The 22,307-nt window shown below is 44.8% G+C and carries 28 protein-coding genes and 1 tRNA gene; 15 read left to right on the plus strand and 14 right to left on the minus strand.

Annotated elements, in window-relative coordinates; all coding sequences use genetic code 11:
* The first annotated feature begins 6 nt into the window (after positions 1–6).
* Positions 7–564, plus strand: a complete 558-nt coding sequence (locus ABD846_RS13030; protein WP_344827821.1) for a hypothetical protein — start codon at positions 7–9, stop codon at positions 562–564.
* A gap of 62 nt (positions 565–626) precedes the next feature.
* On the opposite strand, the gene ABD846_RS13035 is transcribed toward ABD846_RS13030, so the two are convergent.
* From ABD846_RS13035 to ABD846_RS13045, 3 genes are read right to left on the minus strand one after another with little or no spacing between them, the layout of a single operon-like run.
* Positions 627–1,214 carry a hypothetical protein gene (locus ABD846_RS13035; RefSeq protein WP_344827823.1) on the minus strand — a complete coding sequence of 196 codons (588 nt, stop codon included), beginning with the start codon at positions 1,212–1,214 and terminating at the stop codon, positions 627–629.
* A 25-nt stretch (positions 1,215–1,239) separates the two neighbouring features.
* Positions 1,240–1,653 carry a hypothetical protein gene (locus tag ABD846_RS13040; RefSeq protein WP_344827826.1) on the minus strand — a complete coding sequence of 138 codons (414 nt, stop codon included), beginning with the start codon at positions 1,651–1,653 and terminating at the stop codon, positions 1,240–1,242.
* A gap of 23 nt (positions 1,654–1,676) precedes the next feature.
* Complete coding sequence (locus ABD846_RS13045; RefSeq protein ID WP_344827829.1) at positions 1,677–2,393, minus strand: recombinase family protein; 717 nt, start codon at positions 2,391–2,393, stop codon at positions 1,677–1,679.
* A gap of 403 nt (positions 2,394–2,796) precedes the next feature.
* Here ABD846_RS13045 and ABD846_RS13050 point away from each other — a divergent pair, with 403 nt between their 5' ends.
* The 5 genes from ABD846_RS13050 (at position 2,797) to ABD846_RS13070 (ending at position 7,797) form a co-directional block, all read left to right on the plus strand.
* The gene (locus ABD846_RS13050; protein WP_344827832.1) at positions 2,797–4,275 is read left to right on the plus strand and encodes an Eco57I restriction-modification methylase domain-containing protein; all 1,479 of its coding nucleotides are present in this window, start codon (positions 2,797–2,799) and stop codon (positions 4,273–4,275) included.
* Positions 4,272–5,210 (plus strand): BsuBI/PstI family type II restriction endonuclease, encoded by a 939-nt coding sequence (locus ABD846_RS13055; protein ID WP_344827835.1) that lies wholly within the window; start codon positions 4,272–4,274, stop codon positions 5,208–5,210. The genes ABD846_RS13050 and ABD846_RS13055 overlap by 4 nt, the downstream gene beginning before the upstream one ends.
* A gap of 24 nt (positions 5,211–5,234) precedes the next feature.
* On the plus strand, positions 5,235–6,299 hold the full coding sequence (locus tag ABD846_RS13060; RefSeq protein ID WP_344827838.1) for a GmrSD restriction endonuclease domain-containing protein: 1,065 nt from the start codon (positions 5,235–5,237) through the stop codon (positions 6,297–6,299).
* A gap of 1 nt (position 6,300) precedes the next feature.
* Positions 6,301–7,050: a nucleotidyltransferase family protein gene (locus ABD846_RS13065; protein WP_344827839.1), complete on the plus strand. Its 750-nt coding sequence runs from the start codon at positions 6,301–6,303 to the stop codon at positions 7,048–7,050.
* 426 nt (positions 7,051–7,476) lie between these two features.
* Positions 7,477–7,797 carry a hypothetical protein gene (locus ABD846_RS13070; RefSeq protein ID WP_344827841.1) on the plus strand — a complete coding sequence of 107 codons (321 nt, stop codon included), beginning with the start codon at positions 7,477–7,479 and terminating at the stop codon, positions 7,795–7,797.
* Here the strand turns inward: ABD846_RS13070 and ABD846_RS13075 are convergent.
* Complete coding sequence (locus ABD846_RS13075) at positions 7,794–9,017, minus strand: phage integrase SAM-like domain-containing protein (RefSeq protein ID WP_344827844.1); 1,224 nt, start codon at positions 9,015–9,017, stop codon at positions 7,794–7,796. The genes ABD846_RS13070 and ABD846_RS13075 overlap by 4 nt on opposite strands.
* A 132-nt stretch (positions 9,018–9,149) precedes the next feature.
* Here ABD846_RS13075 and ABD846_RS13080 point away from each other — a divergent pair.
* Positions 9,150–9,218, plus strand: a tRNA-Leu gene (locus ABD846_RS13080).
* 174 nt (positions 9,219–9,392) lie between these two features.
* Here the strand turns inward: ABD846_RS13080 and ABD846_RS13085 are convergent.
* The 6 genes from ABD846_RS13085 to ABD846_RS13110 form a co-directional block, all read right to left on the minus strand.
* The gene (locus tag ABD846_RS13085) at positions 9,393–10,238 is read right to left on the minus strand and encodes a GH25 family lysozyme (RefSeq protein WP_344827847.1); all 846 of its coding nucleotides are present in this window, start codon (positions 10,236–10,238) and stop codon (positions 9,393–9,395) included.
* A gap of 31 nt (positions 10,239–10,269) precedes the next feature.
* Positions 10,270–10,740: a DUF2589 domain-containing protein gene (locus tag ABD846_RS13090; RefSeq protein ID WP_344827850.1), complete on the minus strand. Its 471-nt coding sequence runs from the start codon at positions 10,738–10,740 to the stop codon at positions 10,270–10,272.
* A gap of 5 nt (positions 10,741–10,745) precedes the next feature.
* Positions 10,746–10,946: a hypothetical protein gene (locus ABD846_RS13095; protein ID WP_344827853.1), complete on the minus strand. Its 201-nt coding sequence runs from the start codon at positions 10,944–10,946 to the stop codon at positions 10,746–10,748.
* Positions 10,947–10,948: 2 nt separating this feature from the next.
* Positions 10,949–11,482 (minus strand): DUF2589 domain-containing protein, encoded by a 534-nt coding sequence (locus ABD846_RS13100; protein WP_344827856.1) that lies wholly within the window; start codon positions 11,480–11,482, stop codon positions 10,949–10,951.
* Positions 11,483–11,565: 83 nt separating this feature from the next.
* Positions 11,566–12,273: a DUF2589 domain-containing protein gene (locus ABD846_RS13105; RefSeq protein ID WP_344827859.1), complete on the minus strand. Its 708-nt coding sequence runs from the start codon at positions 12,271–12,273 to the stop codon at positions 11,566–11,568.
* 95 nt (positions 12,274–12,368) lie between these two features.
* Positions 12,369–12,596 carry a hypothetical protein gene (locus ABD846_RS13110; RefSeq protein ID WP_344827862.1) on the minus strand — a complete coding sequence of 76 codons (228 nt, stop codon included), beginning with the start codon at positions 12,594–12,596 and terminating at the stop codon, positions 12,369–12,371.
* A gap of 380 nt (positions 12,597–12,976) precedes the next feature.
* On the opposite strand from ABD846_RS13110, the gene ABD846_RS13115 reads away from it, so the two are divergent.
* From ABD846_RS13115 to ABD846_RS13140, 6 genes are all read left to right on the plus strand, one after another.
* On the plus strand, positions 12,977–13,507 hold the full coding sequence (locus ABD846_RS13115; protein WP_344827865.1) for a hypothetical protein: 531 nt from the start codon (positions 12,977–12,979) through the stop codon (positions 13,505–13,507).
* Between the two features lie 152 nt (positions 13,508–13,659).
* Positions 13,660–14,184, plus strand: a complete 525-nt coding sequence (locus ABD846_RS13120) for a hypothetical protein (RefSeq protein WP_344827867.1) — start codon at positions 13,660–13,662, stop codon at positions 14,182–14,184.
* Positions 14,145–14,942 (plus strand): sensor histidine kinase, encoded by a 798-nt coding sequence (locus tag ABD846_RS13125; protein WP_344827870.1) that lies wholly within the window; start codon positions 14,145–14,147, stop codon positions 14,940–14,942. The genes ABD846_RS13120 and ABD846_RS13125 overlap by 40 nt, the downstream gene beginning before the upstream one ends.
* A 15-nt stretch (positions 14,943–14,957) precedes the next feature.
* Positions 14,958–15,629, plus strand: a complete 672-nt coding sequence (locus tag ABD846_RS13130; RefSeq protein WP_344827872.1) for a response regulator — start codon at positions 14,958–14,960, stop codon at positions 15,627–15,629.
* A gap of 41 nt (positions 15,630–15,670) precedes the next feature.
* Positions 15,671–16,249: a Crp/Fnr family transcriptional regulator gene (locus ABD846_RS13135; protein ID WP_344827875.1), complete on the plus strand. Its 579-nt coding sequence runs from the start codon at positions 15,671–15,673 to the stop codon at positions 16,247–16,249.
* A 76-nt stretch (positions 16,250–16,325) separates the two neighbouring features.
* Positions 16,326–17,210: an SDR family oxidoreductase gene (locus tag ABD846_RS13140; RefSeq protein WP_344827878.1), complete on the plus strand. Its 885-nt coding sequence runs from the start codon at positions 16,326–16,328 to the stop codon at positions 17,208–17,210.
* Here the strand turns inward: ABD846_RS13140 and ABD846_RS13145 are convergent, their stop codons facing one another.
* The 4 genes from ABD846_RS13145 to ABD846_RS13160 form a co-directional block, all read right to left on the minus strand.
* Entirely contained in the window at positions 17,211–18,263 is a 1,053-nt protein-coding gene (locus tag ABD846_RS13145) for a cytochrome-c peroxidase (RefSeq protein ID WP_344827880.1), read from the minus strand.
* A 51-nt stretch (positions 18,264–18,314) separates the two neighbouring features.
* Entirely contained in the window at positions 18,315–19,085 is a 771-nt protein-coding gene (locus tag ABD846_RS13150) for an MbnP family protein (RefSeq protein WP_344827883.1), read from the minus strand.
* A gap of 139 nt (positions 19,086–19,224) precedes the next feature.
* Entirely contained in the window at positions 19,225–19,704 is a 480-nt protein-coding gene (locus ABD846_RS13155; RefSeq protein ID WP_344827886.1) for a hypothetical protein, read from the minus strand.
* A gap of 69 nt (positions 19,705–19,773) precedes the next feature.
* Positions 19,774–20,343 carry a thioredoxin family protein gene (locus ABD846_RS13160; RefSeq protein WP_344827888.1) on the minus strand — a complete coding sequence of 190 codons (570 nt, stop codon included), beginning with the start codon at positions 20,341–20,343 and terminating at the stop codon, positions 19,774–19,776.
* A 178-nt stretch (positions 20,344–20,521) separates the two neighbouring features.
* Between ABD846_RS13160 and ABD846_RS13165 the strand changes: the two genes are divergently transcribed.
* Both ABD846_RS13165 and ABD846_RS13170 read left to right on the plus strand, forming a co-directional pair.
* Positions 20,522–21,181 (plus strand): NAD-dependent epimerase/dehydratase family protein, encoded by a 660-nt coding sequence (locus tag ABD846_RS13165; RefSeq protein ID WP_344827891.1) that lies wholly within the window; start codon positions 20,522–20,524, stop codon positions 21,179–21,181.
* A 5-nt stretch (positions 21,182–21,186) separates the two neighbouring features.
* Positions 21,187–22,287, plus strand: a complete 1,101-nt coding sequence (locus ABD846_RS13170) for an MBL fold metallo-hydrolase (RefSeq protein ID WP_344827894.1) — start codon at positions 21,187–21,189, stop codon at positions 22,285–22,287.
* The last annotated feature ends 20 nt before the right edge of the window (positions 22,288–22,307 follow it).

Below are 22,307 nucleotides of genomic sequence, written 5' to 3' on the forward strand. Positions count from 1 at the left end.
ATGAGTATGACTGAATATTGGGACTTGCTAATTGCTCTTTTGAGAAAGCCGAGCGTTATTGCATTTATGACTGTGGTAATCAGTGCAGTGACTTTTATTGTAACGTGGCGGTATAGAAGAAAAGATTTGTATAATCAGTTATTAAAAGAACAGATAGCCGCAGGGTATTCGATCGTCAACGATATGACCAAGCTAAATAATCTATTTAATGAGGGTTATAAAGAAGTGGTCGGGCAAGAGCTAAGTAAGCATTTGATGTCGGGTAAACCTCTCGAAGCTTTTGAATATGAATTTCTCCAAACCAGCTTACTTGTTAAGCTTCAGCCTGAGTATATGACGTTATATGGGCAAATAAGTTCAAAGGCCTTTATCTTCCCGGAATCAATCCAAGAATATATTGTCGCACCCTTGAAAAAGATTTCTGACCTTTTTGAAAATGACAATGATGAAAATCTAGGTTTGGAACTTATGAAGCTATGGGATAATACGGCGGATTTGGTCGATGCATTGAACCATTATTTCAAAATCGACAAACTCTCAAAGCAATTGAAACGTCATCTTTAGACGAAGCATATTGTAATTAAAAGGCCCCGAAAATTAGGGGCCTTACTGCTTTATGCGGGGGATTATTCGTCCTCGGTTATTTCATAGTTCAACGCTTCGATCTTGCTTAGGAAGTAGTGATAATTGTTCCGGACACGGCCAGTATCCACTTTAATCGGATTCGTGACCCAGCCCAGATAGATAGTGACGCCGCAGCTATCCGGTGAGGCAACAATCCGTTTGTATACCTGTTTGGTACTGTCATTATACACTTCAAAAATTGGCTGCCCTTTCAAACTGTCATTAAGGTAAAAGGTGAAGAATTCACCGCCGAGGGGCCCATCGTCCTTGTAGACCTTTTGGGGGTCGATGAGACGAGCCTTTCCGATATAGCGGATTTTATACGGCCCATTATAGCTCGCTTTAGAAGCCCATAGTAGCATTTTATCTTCTGGCCACATGCCTATACCGTTTATCTCACGCTTTTTGTAAAAGCCCACATCTTTCAGATCATTTGTAGTATCAAATGCGTTCCAAGCCTCAAGGACGACTTCATTTGCTACGCTGTCCAAGCTTTTCGGCTTAATATCAATTTTTTTGTTTTCGGGTTTAGTACAGGAAAACAGCATCGTTGCGGCCATACAGGCCATTAATGTTTTTGTGTGTTGCATTGTATTTTAAATTTGGGATGAATGTTTATTGCTGAATGTATATCGCCCCGCACTTGTTACAGTGCCAGGAGTTCCGCCATTCCTCACGCAGTCCGGGATAAACGTTCTTGTTGTAGCGGTAATCTTTGCGACCTAAAAACACGCCGACACCAGCCGGGAGTAAAAAGAGGATAAGGCTCCCTGATGCCCAACCAATAAGTATCCCTGCTACTATCAGGATAGAAGCGATTTTAAACTTCTTTTTATCCGGAGGAGAAGCTTTGATGGCCAAGTAAGATTGTGCGGTTCCACTGGTATTGGTGGTGGCGATACCTCCACCATACCCGGAACCAATACCTCCGCCATAGGTGTTGCTGGTCGTGTTGATGAGCTGTGTGCCTGACTGATAAATCACGCTCAGGCGTTGCGTGTTGTCGGAATGACATTTAGGACATTGCATTGTATCTGATATTTTAAGGTGAATTATTGTTTGTCAATACGCAGCAGCAGGCGATGAACACTGCTGACGTGCCAATGGCTGTTTTGCTGGTGATAGGTCGGGACATGAAGGCGATTGAGTTCGGCGGTAATGGCGCGAACCGTCTTGATGCCGCGCTGACGCAATCGCTGGATAACGGGCTGCATTTGTTCGGCAAAGACTTTCGCACGTTCCCGGTTTCTTGCGGACAGTACATTGCGGCCAAACTTGCCCAGCACCACCCCACGGGCTTTGGCTGCGGCTAAAGCGGCTATCGTCCGGGCGCGTATATCGGCCAGTTCTTTTTCTGCGACTGCCGCTAGAATATGCAGGGTGAAACGTTCCGCATATGGATTATCCACCACCTTGAAATCCACTTTGGCTTCCATCAATGCCGAGATAAAAGCCACGCTGCGGCTTAGCCTGTCCAGCTTGGCGATCAGCAGGACGGCATCCTGTTTCTTACATTCAGCCATTGCGGCTTTCAGCCCGACACGTCCATTCCTTGCGCCGGAATTGAGTTCGATAAATTCTTCGACCAGCTTGTAACTGTTGACAGCGGCAAAGCTGGCGACAGCTTGTTGCTGCGCTTCCAGACCTAGGCCGCTTTGTCCCTGCCGTTTAGTCGAAGCACGATAATATGCGATTGCTTTTTGCATGGCTTTTCCTGTTGTTTTATGCCCCCGTTGTTCATGGGTAAACGAAGGTTTACCTTTGAACAAATCAAGGCGTGTTTTAAGAATATCACCCTAAAACACTAACAACAAAACCCTTGCAGAACAAGGGTTTTGAAAATGCAATCGCTCAAAAAATGGAAAAAATAAGACGGCTTTTGTTCACACACATACCTTCGTATGTATGTAAACAAGTTTTAGACGATTAATTTACGCTTTCGAGCAATTGCTGAAAATTTCTATATAAAAATGGTGGTTTTAACGTATAACGTTCTGCTTATTCGTTAAAATAGAATGCAAATTAATCTTCGATATCAGTTAAGCTGAAATGCGCATTAAATTTTACAAAATCAAAGTTTTGCGGTATAGTCGTACCCACTTTTAACTCTTAAAGTATAAGTGTGGATTATGGTTTATTTTTACCGCATTTAATAAAGGGAGAATCCGGACCATGCTTACACTAGTTGATAAAAATAGAAAGGAAGCAACAGCTCAGCTTAATGCTTCGACTAGGGGAGCGTTAGGTCAATTTATGACTCCGTCCTCAACCGCAAAATTCCTTGCATCACTTTTTGAAGTTAACTCTAGCCCAATTCATTTGTTAGATGCAGGTGCAGGCGCAGGTTCGTTAACTGCTGCATTTTTGGATAGACTTATCAATCATGAGCCATGGGGAAAAGCCCCTGTAAAAATTAGCGCATTTGAGATAGATCCTGTATTGCTCCCATACTATGATAAAATAATTAATTTGTACAGCAGCGTTTTCAAAGAAATCAATTGCTCTTTAAACTCGATGCTAAATCATGGTGATTTTATAGAGATTGCTGTCAAAATGATAGCTGATAATCAAGTCTGTAATTTTTCACATGCCATTTTGAACCCGCCGTATAAGAAGATAAATAGTCAGTCCAGACATAGGAAGCTATTAAGTTCAATTGGTTTTGAAACCGTAAATTTATATTCGGCTTTTGTTGGCTTAAGTATTCATCTTCTCAAAGAAAAAGGAGAGTTAGTTGCAATTATTCCGAGAAGCTTTTGTAATGGGAATTATTATAAAGGGTTCCGGAAGTTGATTGTTGGTAATACATCGATAAGACAAATTCACTTATTCGACTCTCGTGACAGAGCATTTAAAGATGATGCTGTTCTGCAGGAGAATATTGTTATTCACTTAGTAAAAGGGGCCTCACAGGGGAATGTATTGATTTCGAAATCTACAGATGACACCTTCAATGACTTGAGGTCTTATTCTGTTCCCTTTAATCAGGTTATTAAGTCGAACGACGACGAGATTTTTATTCATATACCTGAGGAAAATCAGTGTGAATTAGAAAGTTCAAAATTAGTTATTCATACACTTGAGGATCTCGGAATATCGATCTCTACAGGACCAGTAGTAGATTTTAGAGTGAGAGATTTTATTTCTCATGAACCTAATAGTGACACGGTGCCATTATTGTACCCCAGTCACTTTAATTGTAAGGAAATTGATTGGCCGAAGAATGGTAAAAAACCTAATGCGATTGTGTTAAACGAAGCAACAAAGAAAATGCTGTATCCATCGGGATATTACACCGTTGTTAAGCGCTTTTCTTCTAAAGAGGAAAAGCAAAGAGTTGTTGCAAGGGTCATTAATCCAGAGATGCTTGATTCATCTTTCGTTGGTATTGAAAATCACCTTAATGTCTTTCATCATAAGAAGTCTGGCATTTCTGAAGATCTTGCTTATGGTTTAGCTGCATATCTAAATTCATCCTTTGTTGATACCTACTTTCGTAGTTTTAACGGTCATACGCAGGTCAATGCAACTGATTTAAAACAAATGCGCTATCCCTCGCTCAATGTTTTGAAAGATCTAGGAAAATGGGCCAAATCTTTACCTTTATTTGATCAGAAGCTTATTGACGAGAAAATTGAGATCATCCTATGAGCAATATAAATAACGCAATTGAAATATTAAAATCGCTCGGGCTTCCCAGAGAGCAGCATAATGAAAGAACTGCGCTTTGCTTATTAGCACTGCTCAATTTACATCCTGATCAAAGCTGGAATGAAAGCCAGTCTCCGTTGATTGGAATTACTCCTATGATGGATTTTGCAAGGGATGTTTATGCGAAAACATATGCGCCTAATACACGCGAGACTTTTCGTCGTTTTTCTATGCACCAAATGGTTGATGCTGGACTTGCACTTCTAAATCCTGATAAACCAGATCGACCCGTTAATAGCCCTAAGACTGTTTATCAGATCGAACCTTCAGTACTTGAACTCTTAAAGTCGTTTGGTACGAAGGAATGGGATAGAATGCTGGAAGTTCATCTAGCTTCCATTGAAACATTAAGAGCTCGATACGCAAATGAGAGAAAAATGTTGCAAATCCCCGTTCACTTGGCAAACGGAAAAGATATAAAGCTTAGTCCTGGCGAACATAGCTTATTGATTAAAGCTATCATAGAGGAGTTTGCTTCGCGTTTCGTGCCGGAAGGGCAACTTGTCTACGCTGGCGATACAGGGGATAAATGGGGATATTTTGACGAGGAATTACTTTCAAGGCTTGGCGTCAATATCGAATCTCATGGTAAAATGCCAGATGTTGTACTGTTTTATCCCGAGAAGAACTGGTTACTATTGATTGAATCTGTTACTAGTCATGGTCCCGTTGACGGTAAGCGTCATGAGGAACTTCGCAAACTATTTAAGCAGTCATCGGCTCCGTTGGTTTATGTGACCGCCTTCCCATCACGTCGTGTAATGGCTCCCTACTTAGGTTCTATAGCTTGGGAAACAGAAGTTTGGTGTGCGGATGCACCAACGCATTTGATACACTTTAATGGTGTTAGATTTCTCGGTCCGTATGAAACATAAATTCGTAACCGCACAGATAAGAAAATGAAAAGACAGCCTACTCCACAGCATATCACATGGTTCTTAGATATGAACCGAAACGGTCAACTTGACCTTGATCCTCCTTATCAACGCAAAAGCGTTTGGACCCCGAAAGATCGAAGATTTTTTTTAGACACGATTTTTAGAAATTATCCTGCACCACCAATTTTTGTACATAGAGAAATCAATGATAGTGGATTTGCCATGTATCATGTTGTGGATGGCAAACAACGCTTAGAGACAATACTATCATTCGCAGATAGCAAAATAGCGATTAGCAGTGATTTTGGTGACGAAAACTTAAATGGCAAAAAGTTTAGAGATCTGGATACCGAACATAAGCGTAAATTTTGGGATTATGTTCTTGTTGTTGATTTCATTGACAGCATCGTAGGTACAAACATAGAAGAGGTATTCGATCGAGTTAATAGAAACTCAAAAAATTTACAGCCACAGGAATTACGTCACGCGAAATATGACGGATGGTTTATCACTGAAGCAGAAACCGAGAGCGATACAAAGTTTTGGTGGGATTTAAAAGTTACCACAAGGGCTAAAGAAAAGCGAATGCGAAACATTCAGTTCGTATCTGAACTGCTTTTAATTGTTATTGAAAATAAGATAGTGGGTTTTAGTCAGGACTACTTGGATGCTATGTATGCCAAATATGACACTATAGATGAATTGGAGGAAGAATATCAATTGGATGAGGGTTTTGATGTCGAATCCTATATCGTGAAAAAGGAAGATATCAAACAGGTCCTAATGGAAATGAATAATTTCAACCAATGTGTAGATGCCTATGGTAAAACAGCAAATAATCTATACACGTTGTGGGCGCTTATTGCATTTAATTTGGATAACCTACCAACAATCGAAGAGTTGGCCGCAAGATATCTGACATTTATGCATGTAGTAGATAATTTTGTAAACGCGAAAGCCCCGGAGGACGTTGAACCAAATGATAATCTCGCTCAGTTTTCGTACTTCAGAAATTCCAAAGGAGCCAGTACGGAGTTGCCTCAAAGGACTGCAAGATTGAGGGCACTGGAAACCATTCTTCAATAGCATGAAGGTAATTCAGTCCATAGAGGCCATTTATGAAGAGCAAAAGGAAATTAACTCGGTTTTAAAAAAGCGAGTTGATGATTTGCTCATTTCATTAAAAAGAGATAATTGGCACTATTTTAGTAGATTAAAGCAGTTGGAGAGCTTCGCTTTAAAGCTTGAGACAGGTCGTTTTGTCAATTCTAAAGCTTTAGAAGATTTTTTTGCTTGTACGATTGTCGTTGATAATTTGGAGCAGATAAATAAGGCAAAAGCTTTAGTTCGCTCTAAATTCAATATTGTTGATCAAAAGCCAAGAAATCCAAAGTTTACCCATAAAGAGCCGTCATCTTTTCAATTTGATGATTTACGGCTTTATTGCACATTAAAGCAACCGGAGAATATGCCAGAGGAACCGATTGCTAAAATACCTTTCGAAATACAGATTAAGACATTTATTCAGCATGCGTGGACACTAGCTACACATGATTTGATTTACAAATCTGATGAAATTAATTGGTCGAAAGAACGGATTGCGTTTCAAATAAAAGCAGTGCTAGAACAGGCTGAGGTAACAATTAGTGGTGTAAATAATTTGATTAATCTGCCTGAGGTTTCTAAAGATAATAAGGACACGAGCGAGTATAAAAAGATTCTCAAGTTTTACCGGGATCTTTTTACAAAAGACGATCTACCATTGGATCTGGTGCGTCTTTGCAAGAATACGAAGGAATTATTGCTCAACCTTGAGATCAAGTTATTCGAAGCCTGAAGTATTATTAACAGTGAAACGACAATGGGGCGAGGGACGAAAATTAAAAATCTCTCACCTTACTTAGTATTGCTTCAATCAATAATTAATCAGAAGAAGGAGGTTGTTGAGAATTATTTGAATAATCCAGAAAGCAAAAAATTTAAGCTAATCCTTCCAAAGGAATTAGATATTTCTTCATTAAGTATCCAAAATTTTGATAACATAGTAAAACTGTAACGAATGCTTTAAGTGCCTTTATTAGCTCTTTCCTTTCTGCGTCTACAGTTTCTCGGGACCACGTCGGGCAGCTCGCCTTCAAAATATTCCAAAACTAAGCGGCCTTGAACAAAAAATGTGATTGAATCGTGTTTGTCCACAATCAATATGAATAACTATTTTTTCTAGATAAGGAGCTGCTGCCTACCTTAGTTCAAAATATAAATCATGGAAGCAAGTAAACTTAGAAAAGTCTTTATAGACGGATTACCTCAAGAATTAGTGTCAAAATTGACTAAAATTCATCATCAAATTATTGATGAAGGAATAGAGAAAGTTTTAGACGGTTCTATAAATTTAAACGGATCGATTCCTAAAACCGATCATGAAATTTTCGTAGCGTTAGGTCTACATTTTGTTACAGCCGCAACATCACTTGAGGGCGTCATAAAAGGAGTACGAGAAGCATTCCCCAATGAACCATTGAATATTAATATCAATTATCGAGATGAAACTCACGAGTTTAAATTCGATAGCCTCAACAGTTAATTTGTTGTATTTATCACCGCATCTAGGGCTTCATCGGCATCTTTGTGGATAAAGTTGGATTGATAACCGATTGTGGTAGAAACATTGGAATGGCGATAAAGTTTCTGTAGCATCTGAATAGGTATTTTATCTCCGGAAAGGTTCCCGAAAGTATGGCGAGCAATATGCATCGTCAATTTGTGTTTAATGCCAGCATCGGCGGCAACACTTCTCAGCGCTTTGTCAATATTTTTTACAGCATAAGAAGTTTTCCGTTGTACGGTGTAAAGATCGTTAAGATCAGGTACAGCTTCTAGATCTGGGAACAATAGATTATGTTCGCTATTTGCAGTCCTGACTGTATATTTTGAAATAATGGCTTGTGCTTTATCGGGGATTTTCAGCGAACCACCTTTGTCATTTTTCTCCATCGCGTAGAATAGGCGATTGTTTTTGAAATCTGACTTCTTGAGCAGTAATACATCAGCGGCACGCATACCAGCAAAATAGAAAGCTAGTAGCCACACATTACGGGCATGATCGAGCCGACCGTTGTCTGAATAGTCAAGCGCCTCGATTGCCCGTACATCTTCGGCACTGAGACCGATCTTGATGGATTCCGGAAACTTTATCGAAACTTTGTCCTTTCCGAAAGGGTAGTACTTAGGGTCAGTTATCCCGTCTTGTATCGCTTGGTTGAATACTGTACGAATAACAACCAGATGGTTGATAATAGTCCGTTCTTTTACTTTACGCTCGCCCTGTAAATAAGCCCGGAACCTTTTTAGCAGTGGGACTGTAATGTCGGAGAATGAAATATCTCTTCCATCAAGAAACTCCCGGAAATGTTTCACTCTTGGAGCGTCCGCGACAAATCGATTGTATTTGCCTGCCGTCTCAAGACTTTTTAAATAAAGGTCAGCTTGACTAAAGAATGTTTTTCCTCCTTTAGGTTTGATTTTTTGCTTTACGGCCACCGAGGTTACTTCATCTTTGTTTGTTTCGACTTCCAAAGATTTTTCCTGAGCCTCCCAATATTTCTTGGCAAGAAAGTGATTTAACTGGGTTGCATTTGGGTGAGATTTCTTGACCTTTCCAGCGATCGCGTCCCAATCCTTGGCAAAAATATTTTTGTCCAAATGTATAAAGGAAGCTTTTCGGTCCTGAGTTATCCGTATTGCAAGCGGCTGTGTGCCGTCTTTATTCGTTCTTGCTCTGAGAACGATTTTTACTGTAGCCATACCGAGGGATTTATAAGGTAAAGTTACAAATTTTGGTACAACAATGGTACAACATTTATCGGTTTTTCATGCTTCAATACGATTTGTAGTTTTTCAATAATGCAGTAAAATAAGCCATTTCAAAACATATTAAGCCATATAAAACCAATAATCGCAGGATTCATAACCCTGAGGTCTCGGGTTCAATTCCCGATCTCGCTACTAAAAGACCACAAAGCCTTTCAGTGAACAGCTGAAAGGCTTTTTTGTTTTAGGCCTGATTTTCATGAACATCAGATAATCTGCGTTTCAATAATTTCCACAAGCAAAATAAAAGCCTCCCGGCATATGCGGAAAGGCTTCTTTATATAAAACCTGCTTCATGCAGGCAGATTATTATGGGTATTGTAATAGCCTTGTCTCCGTTCTGTTTTCAGATTTTGGATTTAATATATCTGCCTCCACGCCTTCAAAAACATCAAAGTCGGTGCTGACAGAATTCACATTATACTTATCGCTTTTCTGCCAGATCATGCAACCTGCTTTTTTCCAGGCATCGGGTATTTGCGGCCGAATGCTCCCGGAGTATTCGGCCAGCCACAAAGGGTACGCTGCATAACGTTCATCGTCAAAATATTTATTCGCGAATGCGTAATCCATGTAAATAATCGGCTTTCGTTTAATCCTGCGCTCTACTTCTGTCAGAAACTGATCTACATCTTCCTGTAGTTTATGTTTGTTGACACCTTCGCGGGGCAGGCTCAGTTCCTCTACATCCAGTACGAGCGGAATATCGTTCTGCTCCAGCGGACCTACGGTGTTGCAGAAATGGATCGCCTGCTCAACAGGGTTGTCTGCATACAGGTAAAAATGATATGCTCCGCGCAAAGCGCCTTTCTGTCTGATCATTGTCCAATTATCTGCAAAGTCGGGGTCCACACCGCTTTTCCCTTGTGTGGCTTTGCAGATCAGAAAGGAAATATGATCCAGCGCGGGAATTTCATTGACAATATCTCCGTCCCAATGCGAAATATCCAACCCGTACAAATGTGATTCCGGAAGATCGGGTGAGGGTTGCCGTCCCGATTCAAACACATTTTTGATATCGTCTAATTTGCCCGTCAGTGTTGCATGCATTGTCTGTTGTGCCCGGAAATTTCGTTCCAGCTTCACAAATAAGACAATCAGAGCGCCCGAAAGGCAGACCAGGAACGCCAATACTGATTTTGATAGAAAGTTCATAATCTGGAGTGTTTACAAATGATTTACAATTTTATCCGGGTATCTGAGCCCGCAATACTTTTTCATATCCTTCAATGATGCTGCGCAGACCTTCCGTACCCTCAGTGGGTTTGAGCACCAATTCCACTTTGGCAAAAGACGACTTGCGCTTTTTTGCAAACAACCCTTTTCCGTCGGCTTCTTCCTCACTGCAAAAGCTCACCAGCAATTCGTCTGCATCCAGTGAGATTTCCAGATTTGTTGTAAACCTCAGTTCGTCTATCCGGGTAGCTGAAATAGGCACTACAGTTATCAGCGGCACTTCCACCCGTGCCGTTTCGATCGTATTGTCTTTGGTTTTTACAGGGTAGTTCAGCGAAACGGTTTTCGCCGTATAACTTCCGTCCTGCTTATTCTGATCGAAATATGTCTGCATGATGTCATTGTGACCGTCTACCAGGCTGGAGTTAGCAATGGTGGTCGCATTATAAATGGCCTCCATTAATTTGTCGAATTGTATCATAGCGCTTAGTTTTTAGCGAGAGCATTCTTTTTCAGTTCAAGATATTTGTCGTAAGAGGCCTTTACATCCGGGGCGCTTGATCCCGCCAGCTTTACATGCGCACTGCAATGAGTACAGGTAAAACTGGCTCCTGCAATCAGCAGCGGTATGGAAAAAAAGATGTCCGAATTACAGGAGGGACAGGCCATTTTTTGTTCAGCGATCATTTTCAGGAAGTTTTAATGTTTTTGGAATAAAAATCTATAAGAGTGGTGAGGCCGGGAGGAAGAGGGATGGTCCCCCCGTTTATTTCTACAGACATTTTTGACTGGCGTCTTTTCGATGCAGCGCCGTTTTCTTTGGAATCATAGCTGATATTGCCATGCAGGGTGCATTTTTCTTTTCCCTGATCATCTTTTTCCGGCGTTGCGTTGCTGCCCGTATACGCAACAATTTCCATATCGAATTTCATCGACATGTCTGTGATGCAAAGCGAATTGAACGGAATAATGGTGATCAGCGGAAGTTCAAATTGTAAAGTATCTTCTTTACCGCCATTGTTTGCAGATGATCTGGTCATCGAGAGGCTTACCATTTTGGGCCGGAACGAATCTCCGTTCTGTTCAAAGCAGGTATCCATCAGAAATTTAGCCTGTTCTCTTGCCATTTTTGCATTAGCATCTGCTGCTGCTATGAAGGGCGCAGCCATCAGCTTTTCAATGGAAAGCGCCTGATGACTATAGTTTTGATTATTATTTTCCATGATCTGATTTTAATGGTTTGGAAAATAGGCTTCGGGACTTTTTACGGCCCCGAAGCTATTATGAGCAAAGCCTGATGCAGACGTTATTTTCCGGAATCTCCTCCTGAATTGCTTGCCGTTACAGGCATTTCAATAGGTGTTACGTTTTTGGCGTAAGCATCGATGATAGTTGTTACTCCCAATGGTAAAGGCAATTGTCCCGCATGCACTTTAATCGTGTATTTCGCAGAATTGCTTCTGGAATAGTGATTGCTGTGAGTGGATGATTCTTTCGAGTCGTAGCTGGCGTTCCCATGGATAGTGACTGAAAACGGCCCCCAGCCGGCTTTTGCTTCAAAGCCTACCTGTGCCGACTTCTCAGTGCTGGAGGTGTCTGTTTGTTCCTCACCAGCGCTGGACTTAACCTCCATTTCAAAATCCACGTCAAGGTTGTCCACCGCAAGAGAGTTCAGCGGCATGATGGTCATCAGCGGGAGGTTGAAAACGGTCGATACACTCTGGATGTTGGTGGACTTAGCTGGGGGAGTGCCGTTAGGGCCGGCAGGTGTTCCCGGTGTAAGCACACCCCTGATCAGCTCCATCTGAATCATAATCGGCGTGTAGTTCGTTACCGTCTTGTCGCCGGAGCCTGTTACGTTTTTGTTGAAGCAGGTGTCCAACAGGAATTGTGTTTGTGTAAAGGCCATATTTGCGTTGGCCTTAGCCGTTGCAAGCAAGGGGCCTGCAATTAATGAATCGATAGGCAGACCTGAAAACTGCTGCGCCATCGACACTAAACCTGGATTTTCCATGATATGTGTTTTAAAAAATAATTCCTACTCTGTTCAGGCTTTTCGGATACCGCCTTTCTGTTGTACATCACGTACCGTTAATGGCACGTTTGCGCTTAGATCTCGCGGTAGTTCGGACCCGGATCAGGAACCCCTTGCTGGTCATTATTGCGATCGACAATAATATTTCCCGCGTAACCGTTATTTCTGATTCTCGTAACGGAATCCTGTACCGCGTCGCCGATCAGTGTATTCAGTTCTACATGTGTGTCCACGTTTCTTCTTTTGTAGTTCTGATGATACCCTGTCGGATCGAAGGTGATCGTAATTGCTCCCCAAGCCATATGAATTGCTTTATGTGGTTATCCCTACTCTTTTTAAGGCTTTTCGGGTTATGCCTCCTGCTTTAAGTGCCTGTGCAGTCAGGAATTTTGCTTCGGAAGCATCGTCGTTCGGAATGCTGCCTCGGCGATCAAATGCGCGCAGTTTGATAGCACAAAAGTTGCACTTAACTGCTTAGCGCAAAAGAGGATAAATATGCGTTTTTGAAAACAGGTATTTATCACCGCTTTTGCGAGGCTCCCAGGTAGAAATACCTGTAATACAGGTGGCCAAAAGCAGATTTTTAAAAAAATCATTTTCTTTTTACCTTTGGTCATCTTCTATATGCACTGAATTCTAATCAAATAATTATCTTGTATTTCAATCTATTAAATAAAAAAATATGAAATTAACTGGTTACTCCATTGTGTGTATTGCAGCGCTCATCACTATTTGTTCGTGTGCGAAAGAGAGGAAACCGGAACATCTTTCCGTAGCCTACGATCCTGAGATCGAAGACGTACTGTATCCGGCTGATTCAGCTTGCAGAGATATTGCAGCATTCGACAGCCTTTGCATGGCACATTTTCATGGTGATGCGCCTCCGGCAAAAGCGTTTACCATTCGTGCCATTGACTTGGTTAGCGCGCTGGGCTTGCCTTATGATTCAAATAGCTGCACTTTTAAGCATGTACGTGTGTACATGGGTTACAATCCGGAACATCAGTTTAAGCTGTTTGTCGTGCCGGTAAAGGGTGCTGAACTGAGTCCGCCCAATATCAATGCGGGTCAGGATTACCTGTTGAATAGTGAAGGACATGGAGTACCGGTGCAGCCGGGTCCAACCGGTATCCGTACGCAATATGTGCTTGACCTGAATACACCCTGTCCCAGCACCTGCGATATGAGCAGTCCGCTGATGCAAAAGCAATAATAAACATCGTGACCGCTCAGCGATTTTTCATCTTATTATCTGATCTGCCTGTTTTGGCTACCGTAATTTGCGCGATAAGTCTGACTCCCCGATGCGGCAGGCCGTTAAAGCAGTTTTGCAACTATATTTTTTTATCCGGATTCGTTCATTTTGTGTCTTTACTATTCTGGATGGCCGGTAAGAACAATATGCCGCTGCTGCATCTTTATGTATTGCTGGGTTTCCCCTGCCTAAGCCGGTTTTACCGGAGCGTACTGGAGGGGCAGATTCGTAGCCGCATCATCCGTTATGTTACCGCGGTTTTTTTGGTATTCACCGTTGTCAATTCTCTTTTTGTTCAGCAAATATTCCGCTTCAACTCATATGCATTGGTGCTGGAATCCATGCTCATCATCCTGTTATCCCTGTACACTTTTGCGTTCTTGCTGAACAATACTGCAAGCGGCATACCTATACCCGACAAAAGCAGCATCAGTTGGATCAATTCAGGACTTTTTATCTACCATGTTTCCTGTCTGCTGATATTTTACTTCGGAGATACGATCCTGTTTTGTTTTCCGCTTGCATTGAGCAGGTTTACCTGGGCTTTCCATGCGCTTTTTTCTATTGTTATGAACTCTTGTTTTTTAGTCGGTTTATGGAAACGATCCGGGATGCTGCATTTGTCCATGCACTGATCACATTTGCAGTGGTCATTTTCGCTGTAGGTATCGGTGTTCTGTTGCTTTATGCCAATTTCCAGAAAAATCTGCTGCAGCAGCAACTCAGAGAGGTAACACTGAATACAGTGCATCAGCGCGAGTTGTTGCGTGGCAATATTGAAGCACAGGAAGAAGAGAGGAAACGTATTGCTCAGGATTTGCACGATGAACTGGGAGCCGTTCTTTCTATTATCCGGATGAATCTCGCAATAATGGAGCGTAGGGTGGGAGATGCGCGTCTGCCTGCGGTTGCGGATGTAGGCAACCTGCGTCATCTGTCGGAAGTGGCATTGAAAAATATGCGCAACATCAGTCACCGCCTTATGCCCCCGCAACTGGAAGCGTTCGGGCTTGTGGAGGCATTGAGGGCAATAACGGATCAGGTGGCGATAACAGGTAATATAAGCATTACGTTATCCGGAGATATACCGCAGCAACGGATTCCGAATGTAGTGGCATTGAGCGTTTACCGCATTGTAATGGAATTGATCAATAATACCCTGAAGCACGCCGGAGCTACTTCGGCATGCATTTGTTTTGATCTTTCCGATGAATCCCTCACCTGTCGCTACATGGATAACGGGAAAGGAATCAGCGGTGCGCAGGACAATCACCGGGGCATTGGTCAGAAGAGCATTGATACCCGTATCCATGCTTTGCGCGGCACTTTCGAAATAGACAAGGCCGCTCCGGGATATGATGCACGGATATGGATACCACTTGCAATAATTTAAAACGATTGTTTCACGATGCAACAAATGATAAAAGTAGGTTTGGTGGAAGACCAAATCCTTTTCCGGGAAGGAATAAAAGCGATTCTGGGCAACTGGCAGGATATCTCCGTGGTATTTGAATCGGCGGACGGCTACAGTGTTCCGGGAAAACTGGAGCAATGTGCTGAACTGCCGGACGTAATGCTCGTAGACCTTTCATTGCCGTCCTCCGGGCATACGGAATATAACGGCCGGCAGCTTACGGAATATTTGATCCGGGTATACCCCGCTATGAAGGTCATCATCCTTTCTGTGCATGATGACGAGAACTTTATCAACCAACTGATAGAATGCGGTGCTCATGCCTATCTTGTAAAAGATACTGATCCCTATGAAGTATATGATGCCATCGTGAGTGTCTTTCACAGAGGTTCTTATATCAATGAGCGCACCCTGAATGCAATTCGCAGAAACATGGGCAAAAAGCATACAGCGAAGAGACCGCTCACGACCATCACCCGTCGTGAAGAAGAGGTGCTGAAGCTGGTATGCCAGCAACATACGGCGGAGGAGATTGCTCAGATACTTTTCCTGAGCGTAAAGACCGTTAATGGCCACAGGAATGCGCTGTTACAGAAAACCGGATCCCGGAACGTTACGGGGCTGGTATTATTTGCGATAAGACATCATATTATAGCGCCTGTGTAAGATCATACGCGTATTTTAATGTCTTACTTTTGAATCGTATTATGTCGCTGATTCTTGAACAATACCTGCATGAAAAAGCTGGCCTGTCCGATGCGGACGTGGCCCGTACGCTCGCCGCTGTACAGGCCCGCAGCCTGCAGCGCGGAACGATGCTGCTGCAGGAAGGCCAGATTTGCCGGTACAAGATATTTGTCGCAGACGGATTACTGCGCAATTACGCGGTGGCTGCAGACGGTTCTGAACATATCCTTCAGTTTTGTCCGGAACTGCACTGGACGCTCGATGTGGAAAGTTACGACCACCAGACGCCTGCGCGGTTCAACATCGACGCGATAGAAGCGTCCGAAGTATATCTCTGGCCAAAAGACGCTTTTCATCAATTGCTCCATGAAATTCCGGCGCTTGAAGCTTTTTCGCGCCAACTGGTTTCCCGTAATATTTACAGTAGCCGACACCGGCTGGTATCCGCCCTCAGTGCCACTCCTGAAGAAAAATACCAGGAGTTTGTCAACAGCTATCCGGGCTTATTGAGCCGCGTTCCGTTGCGTATGATCGCCTCCTACCTCGGTATTTCGCTCAAAACGCTTGGCCGTATCCGCCAGGCATCTGCACGGCATTAGCATTTAAAATGCGTCAAATGACCTCTTTCTTTTATTGCCGACGGCTGAATTTTGTAAGCTCAAAATGAAATCAGCAATGAAAGTATTTGTTACAGGAGCCTCCGGATTTGTAGGCTCGGCAGTTGTTCAGGAGTTATTGCACGCAGGTCACAGCGTAACCGGTATGGTGCGGCGACCGGAAGCGATGGCGGCATTGGAACAAATCGGCGCAGCCGCAGTAATCGGAAACCTCGATGATCCCGAAAGTATCGTGTCTGCAGTAGCTGACAGCGATGTCGTGATCCACACCGCATTCAATCACGACTTCAGCCGCTTTAAAGAAAATTGTGCCACCGACCGTAAAGTAATCGAAGCGTTGGGTAAGGCGCTGGCCGGAACCGGGAGACCGCTTATTATGACATCCGGTATCGGACTTATAAGAAGCGAAAGCATGATCACCGAAGACATGAAAGCAACCCTTTCCGAGTCTATTCCCAGGGCAGCGTCTGAAGAAGCAGCTATGGCGCTGAATGCCGCAGGCGTACCGGTGTACATCGTACGTTTACCGCCAACAGTACATGGTCGCGGAGATCACGGATTTGTGCCGATGCTTATTGCGTTGGCCAGGGAAAAAGGAATTTCCGCGTACATCGGAACAGGTGGCAATCTGTGGCCTGCGGTTCATCGTCTGGATGCAGCACGTCTGTACCGTCTGATCGCGGAGCAACAGCCGGAGCAACGTGTGTTTCATGCTGTAGCCGAAACAGGAATTCCGTTCAGGGCCATTGCGGAAGAGATCAGTGCTGGTCTGGGTGTTCCCGACCGGAGCATAACCGGAGAAGAGGTGGCCGCGCATTTCGGCTGGTTTGCGCACTTTGCGGCGATGGATTGTAAAGCTGATGCCGCTCAGACAATGCGGGCAACAGGCTGGTCGTTTTCGCAGCCCGGACTACTGCAGGATATGCAGGAGGCCTATTTCTGATCATTTCGGTTGCGAAAGGCGGCTGTCGCTGATCATGTCTTTATCTGATAACGTTTTCAGGAATGCGATGATGTCTGCTTTTTCATCGTCCGTCATCGCAATTCCGCCGGTAAGTGAAGTATCCAGCGTCGGAGATACGACGATGCCCGTGCGGTAATGCTCCAGCACGGCATCCAGTGTGCGGATACGTCCGTCATGCATGTACGGACGGCTCAGGTCTATATTACGCAGCGACGGGACCATGAATTTGTACAAGTCATCCGGATTGCGGGTCACCAGTGCCCTGCCGCTGTCGTTGATCGCCGCAGAAGGGCTAAGTCCGTTATTGCGGTAAGAATAGTCGGTAAACAGCGGTTCCTTATGGCAGGAAGCGCATTTTTGCCTGAATGCATTCAAGCCCCTCGTTTCCTGTTCGGTAAAGGTTCCGCCTGCTTCACCGCGTACATGCTTGTCGTACCGGGAAGTTGCGGATATAATTACCACCATGAACTGGGAAAGCGCTTTGTACAATTGTTGTGCCGAAATGGTGTCCGTTCCGAATACAGTTTTAAAGTCTTTTCTGTAGCCGGGATCTGCGTTGAGCCGGGACACGGCGTCTGCAACCGGAAGGTCCATTTCTACCGGGTTTTCTATCGGGTGCATCGGCTGGTCTTCCAGCTTAGTCACATTGCCGTCCCAGAAGAACGCGGGTTTCCAGGCAAGGTTACTGAGTGAAGGAGCATTGCGGGTTCCGAAAAGACCGTAAATGCCGTGACTGAGCGGATGATCCAGGTGGGAGAATGCAGAGAACTGCTCGTGGCAACTGTTGCAGGAGATCGTTTTATCGTAGGAAAGCACCGGGTCATAAAAAAGCTTTCTGCCCAGGCTGATACCTTCCGGAGAAAGTTCATTGCCGGAAAAGGAATAAATGGGTTGCGGCCAGCCTTCAGGAGTGTAAAAACCAAGAGGAGCCTGTGTTTCCGGTGGGTCGAGTGACGGATCGGGATGGCAGGCGGTAAAAGCGATCGATAATGCGATCAGTAATACTCCGGTACTGAAGACAGTTTTGCTCATGTGCTTAAAAAGAGAACGGGTGTAACGATTGATGTTACACCCGTGTTTTAATTATTGTCCTGAAGAGCTCACGTAGAACATGGTCGCATAATTGTCAGCCATTGCTCTGGCTGCTGGGCCGGGCATATGTATTGTCGTTGTGACAGCAAAATCGATCTTGTTCGGAGAACGGAACAGTTGCGCCACATTGGCGGTCAGATTGATTTTAGGAGTGTTGTTGTCTCCTGTGTAGATCGGATTCGGCAACTGAAGTTTCACTGTTTTCAACACGTTGTCTGCCCCCGAAAAGCCGCCGCAATGGAACATGAGCTGACCTGCGGTAGTAGGAGCCTGCGGAGAATTTCCTTCAAACTTCAGCATGATATAGCCGGAAGTCCAGGACCAGAAATTGCCCAATGCAGGATCAAGATCACCGCCCTGTGCGCCGGAAACATTGTGCAGACTGTCTACTCCTATCATAAAGCTGATGCCTTCGTACGTACCGGCAGGCACCGAACCCAGACTGATGCTCATTTTGCTTCCGTCGCTGCTGTGTTCAATGAGGTGATAACTGTCTTTTTCTGCGAAATCCGCTGTATTGTACGCGCCCAGCAGGGTGACGTTTGTAATGTAGTAGTTGAACTTACTTACCGTAAATGAATCGCCGTTAGCATTCTGATACCATTTTGTATCGAGTACCAGGTTGTTGCTGTCGATCTTGTTGGAGAAGTTCAGCGTTACAGGGCCGGGATTCGTAATAGTGGTAGGTTCTTCTTTTTTACAGGAAGACAGGCCTGCAGCTGCAGCCAGCGTAAGCAGGGCGATTGAGTTTTTAAGATTCATTTTTTGCTTTTATTGAGTTAAGATGGATAATTGAATAGCGGACCGGCAACCTGATATTCTTTTTCTATGTTTGGCACAGGTGCCGGTGTTAATCCGAACTGCGAACCGGAACAGGATTTTGCATTCCGCTTTGCATGTATCAGGAAAGTATAGCCGGAATAACGGGCAGTTTACATGCCGGGGACGGCGGATGAAAAAAAGCGCTGATGCTGATCTTATCGAGCAGGCGCCTGACGCGGGGTATTCTCACTGCCGGAGAAGCGTCCGATATGCAGGAGAGCGTTGCCTGCGAAGGAATGAAATACACTAAAAAATCAGGCTTTTCGATTTTCTGTACTCCTTCTTTATCGGCTTGCGGTGCCGGGCTGACCTTTATCATCTGCTTTTGCAGATAGCATTTGCCGCAACAGACATTATCTGCCCGGTCTTTCTGTTCACAAAGGTAGGTGGCAATGTAATCCTTGCGGATTTCAAACAGAGCCAGTACGAAATAGTGTGCCATACACTGGAAAAACAGCGCAGCCATGATCACTATGACACTGGTATGTTTCAATCTTATAGCGGAATGTGTATGGTTATTCACCTGCTGCTGCTTCTGGCCGGAAACACATAAACGCAAAGATTGCACTGTATAAGTGGTTGTCCAGGATGTCTGTTTTCCTTTATTAGCGGCAGTCGGACAACAAAGTTATGCTTTTCTGAAAGAATCCAAAGCAGCCAGTTCGCGCTGGATTTCCTGGCCTTTGTCTTTATTGTACCATTGCTGAATCGCTGTTTTCATCTGCCCAAAGTCGGCATTTGCAGCTTTCAGCTCGTCGTACACCTGCTGGCATCCGGCGGGCCGGGGTCCCCATACGGCAAGATCTTCACCGGCTTCGTTGCGGATGATCAGTTTGGGAATGGATTTCGATCCGTGCGTGAGGTATTGTTCTATACGGAAGGGTTCGCTGTCTCTCAGCTCATAAGAAATGCGGATCAGCGGGTTTTGCGCTGCGGCCATTTCTATAAACGGCACCGAGTGCGCGGCGTCTCCACACCAGGGTTCGGTGATCACGATCCAGTATTGTTTTTCTGCAATTTCTTTGAGCTTGTCTGACAGGGCTTCTTCGATATGCGCTGTTTTCAGCCAGCGGTGCATACGTGCCCAGTTCAGCTTCGTGTATTCAAGGTAATCCGGATTGTTGTACGGGGCGTTTTGCTCTGCTGCGCTTTTGTGCAGCAAGGTCTCGAAATATTGGGTGTATTCCTGAAAGGTCATTGGTAATGATTGGTTGTTTACATCGGCTTAACTGCTGCAAAATTAGCATATCACAAGGTATCTGCGCATACCGGGATCTTCCGGCGACCGGGCTTGGGAAAACTTTAGGAAAAACATTGAAGCGTGTTTATTGCAGGGGTTGCGGCAGCTCCTACTTTTGCATCGTAAATCGTATCAGATGAAAGTCATACTCACAGGGGCCACAGGGATGGTCGGAGAAGGTGTATTGCGCACATGTCTTGCCGATCCGCTGGTAGAAGCGGTTCTGAGCGTATCGCGAAAGCCGCTCGGTATTGTGCACGCGAAGCTTTCAAGCCTCATTGTTCCTGATCTGACTGATGTTTCCGATCAGGAAGAGCTGCTGCGTGGTTATGATGCCTGCTTTTTCTGCGCGGGTGTAAGCTCGGTGGGAATGAAAGAAGATGCTTACACAGCCGTTACTTACGAGCTCACTTTGTCTTTCGCACGCAGTTTGCTGCGACTCAATCCCGGCATGTATTTCACTTATGTATCGGGCGCCGGAACCGACAGCTCGGAGAAAGGACGGATCATGTGGGCCCGCGTAAAAGGACGCACTGAAAATACATTATCACGTATGCCCTTTAAAGCTGCATACCATTTCCGCCCCGGGGTTATTTTACCCTATCCCGGCCAGCAAAACTGGAAAGGCCTGTACCTTTTCATCGGCCGTTTGATGAAGGTCTTTTCGCCTAAATCGGTGCTTCCCGTGGAAAGTATCGGAAAAGCCATGATACATGCGGTAAGCCGCAATGACCCCGGTCGTGTGCTGGAAATAAAAGATATCCGTGCACTGGCAGAAGCCGAACCCCGTCCCTGATTTTTATGATCCAGATAATTTTTATTGCAATTATTTTATTTGCTACACTGGTATACGCTTTTATGCAATTGCCCCGGTTCGGGGCGTTACCACGCGGTGAGCGTTTGCAGCGTGTAGCTGCATCTCCGAATTACCGCAACGGCCGTTTCCGCAACCGTATCGAAAAGCCCGCTATTTCCGAAGGGTACAGCATCCCCGGCGAGATGTACAAAATGTTGTTCCGGAAAAATCCCCGCAGGTATCCTTCCGTGCCGCTTCCTTCCGTGCAAACAGATCTGCGTGCGTTGCCGAAAGAACAGGACCTGATGGTATGGTTCGGGCATTCTTCATTCCTGTTGCAGATGAGCGGTGTGCGTATGCTGGTGGATCCGGTGTTCAGCGGTAAGGCGTCTCCGTTGCCCGGCAGCGTGAAGGCGTTTGCCGGTACCGATGTCTACAATGTGGAAGATATGCCCGATATCGATTACCTCATCCTGTCGCACGATCACTATGATCACCTGGATTACCCCACCATAAAGGCATTGCGCACAAAAGTAGCGCATGTGGTATGCGGATTGGGTGCCGGTGCCCATTTTGAACGCTGGGGATATGACGGAAATATTATTACAGAACTGGATTGGAGTGGCTCGATACAGTTGTCCCCGGAATTACAGCTCACTGCAGAATCTGCGCAGCACGACTCCGGACGTGCTTTTGCGCGCGGGCGCAGTCTGTGGCTTTCATTCCTGTTCCGGAGCGCAGCGCGTAACCTGTATTACAGCGGGGACGGCGGCTACGACGACCGGTTTCGCAATATTGCAGATAAATACGGACCGGTGGATTGGGCCATTAGGGAATGCGGACAATACAACAAAGCCTGGCAGTCGGTACACGAACTGCCGGAAGAGATGGCACTTGCCACGCGCGAACTCGGTGCAGCCGCAATGATACCGGTACACCATTCCAAGTTCACATTGGCACATCATTCCTGGGATGAACCGCTGGAGAAGGTAAGCGAATACGCGGCGGCCGCTCCTTACCGTCTGGTAACCCCCATGATCGGAGAACCGGTGTTTCTTTCCCGTCCCGACCAGACATTCAGCCAATGGTGGAAGGGGCTTTCGTAAAGCGCTTTCCCGACGCGGAA

Source organism: Rurimicrobium arvi (genome assembly GCF_039540495.1).
Taxonomy (GTDB): domain Bacteria; phylum Bacteroidota; class Bacteroidia; order Chitinophagales; family Chitinophagaceae; genus Rurimicrobium; species Rurimicrobium arvi.

Bases quoted from the DNA above. Each gene is read 5' to 3' on its own strand.
- ABD846_RS13035 (WP_344827823.1), bottom strand. From the start codon at position 1,214: ATGCAACACACAAAAACATTAATGGCCTGTATGGCCGCAACGATGCTG.
- ABD846_RS13145 (WP_344827880.1), bottom strand. From the start codon at position 18,263: ATGAGCAAAACTGTCTTCAGTACCGGAGTATTACTGATCGCATTATCG.
- ABD846_RS13150 (WP_344827883.1), bottom strand. From the start codon at position 19,085: ATGAATCTTAAAAACTCAATCGCCCTGCTTACGCTGGCTGCAGCTGCA.
- ABD846_RS13115 (WP_344827865.1), top strand. From the start codon at position 12,977: ATGAAATTAACTGGTTACTCCATTGTGTGTATTGCAGCGCTCATCACT.
- ABD846_RS13125 (WP_344827870.1), top strand. From the start codon at position 14,145: ATGGAAACGATCCGGGATGCTGCATTTGTCCATGCACTGATCACATTT.
- ABD846_RS13090 (WP_344827850.1), bottom strand. From the start codon at position 10,740: ATGATACAATTCGACAAATTAATGGAGGCCATTTATAATGCGACCACC.
- ABD846_RS13140 (WP_344827878.1), top strand. From the start codon at position 16,326: ATGAAAGTATTTGTTACAGGAGCCTCCGGATTTGTAGGCTCGGCAGTT.
- ABD846_RS13070 (WP_344827841.1), top strand. From the start codon at position 7,477: ATGGAAGCAAGTAAACTTAGAAAAGTCTTTATAGACGGATTACCTCAA.
- ABD846_RS13040 (WP_344827826.1), bottom strand. From the start codon at position 1,653: ATGCAATGTCCTAAATGTCATTCCGACAACACGCAACGCCTGAGCGTG.
- ABD846_RS13050 (WP_344827832.1), top strand. From the start codon at position 2,797: ATGCTTACACTAGTTGATAAAAATAGAAAGGAAGCAACAGCTCAGCTT.
- ABD846_RS13065 (WP_344827839.1), top strand. From the start codon at position 6,301: ATGAAGGTAATTCAGTCCATAGAGGCCATTTATGAAGAGCAAAAGGAA.
- ABD846_RS13130 (WP_344827872.1), top strand. From the start codon at position 14,958: ATGCAACAAATGATAAAAGTAGGTTTGGTGGAAGACCAAATCCTTTTC.
- ABD846_RS13075 (WP_344827844.1), bottom strand. From the start codon at position 9,017: ATGGCTACAGTAAAAATCGTTCTCAGAGCAAGAACGAATAAAGACGGC.
- ABD846_RS13060 (WP_344827838.1), top strand. From the start codon at position 5,235: ATGAAAAGACAGCCTACTCCACAGCATATCACATGGTTCTTAGATATG.
- ABD846_RS13055 (WP_344827835.1), top strand. From the start codon at position 4,272: ATGAGCAATATAAATAACGCAATTGAAATATTAAAATCGCTCGGGCTT.
- ABD846_RS13100 (WP_344827856.1), bottom strand. From the start codon at position 11,482: ATGGAAAATAATAATCAAAACTATAGTCATCAGGCGCTTTCCATTGAA.
- ABD846_RS13135 (WP_344827875.1), top strand. From the start codon at position 15,671: ATGTCGCTGATTCTTGAACAATACCTGCATGAAAAAGCTGGCCTGTCC.
- ABD846_RS13160 (WP_344827888.1), bottom strand. From the start codon at position 20,343: ATGACCTTTCAGGAATACACCCAATATTTCGAGACCTTGCTGCACAAA.
- ABD846_RS13110 (WP_344827862.1), bottom strand. From the start codon at position 12,596: ATGGCTTGGGGAGCAATTACGATCACCTTCGATCCGACAGGGTATCAT.
- ABD846_RS13030 (WP_344827821.1), top strand. From the start codon at position 7: ATGACTGAATATTGGGACTTGCTAATTGCTCTTTTGAGAAAGCCGAGC.
- ABD846_RS13095 (WP_344827853.1), bottom strand. From the start codon at position 10,946: ATGATCGCTGAACAAAAAATGGCCTGTCCCTCCTGTAATTCGGACATC.
- ABD846_RS13165 (WP_344827891.1), top strand. From the start codon at position 20,522: ATGAAAGTCATACTCACAGGGGCCACAGGGATGGTCGGAGAAGGTGTA.
- ABD846_RS13085 (WP_344827847.1), bottom strand. From the start codon at position 10,238: ATGAACTTTCTATCAAAATCAGTATTGGCGTTCCTGGTCTGCCTTTCG.
- ABD846_RS13105 (WP_344827859.1), bottom strand. From the start codon at position 12,273: ATGGAAAATCCAGGTTTAGTGTCGATGGCGCAGCAGTTTTCAGGTCTG.
- ABD846_RS13170 (WP_344827894.1), top strand. From the start codon at position 21,187: ATGATCCAGATAATTTTTATTGCAATTATTTTATTTGCTACACTGGTA.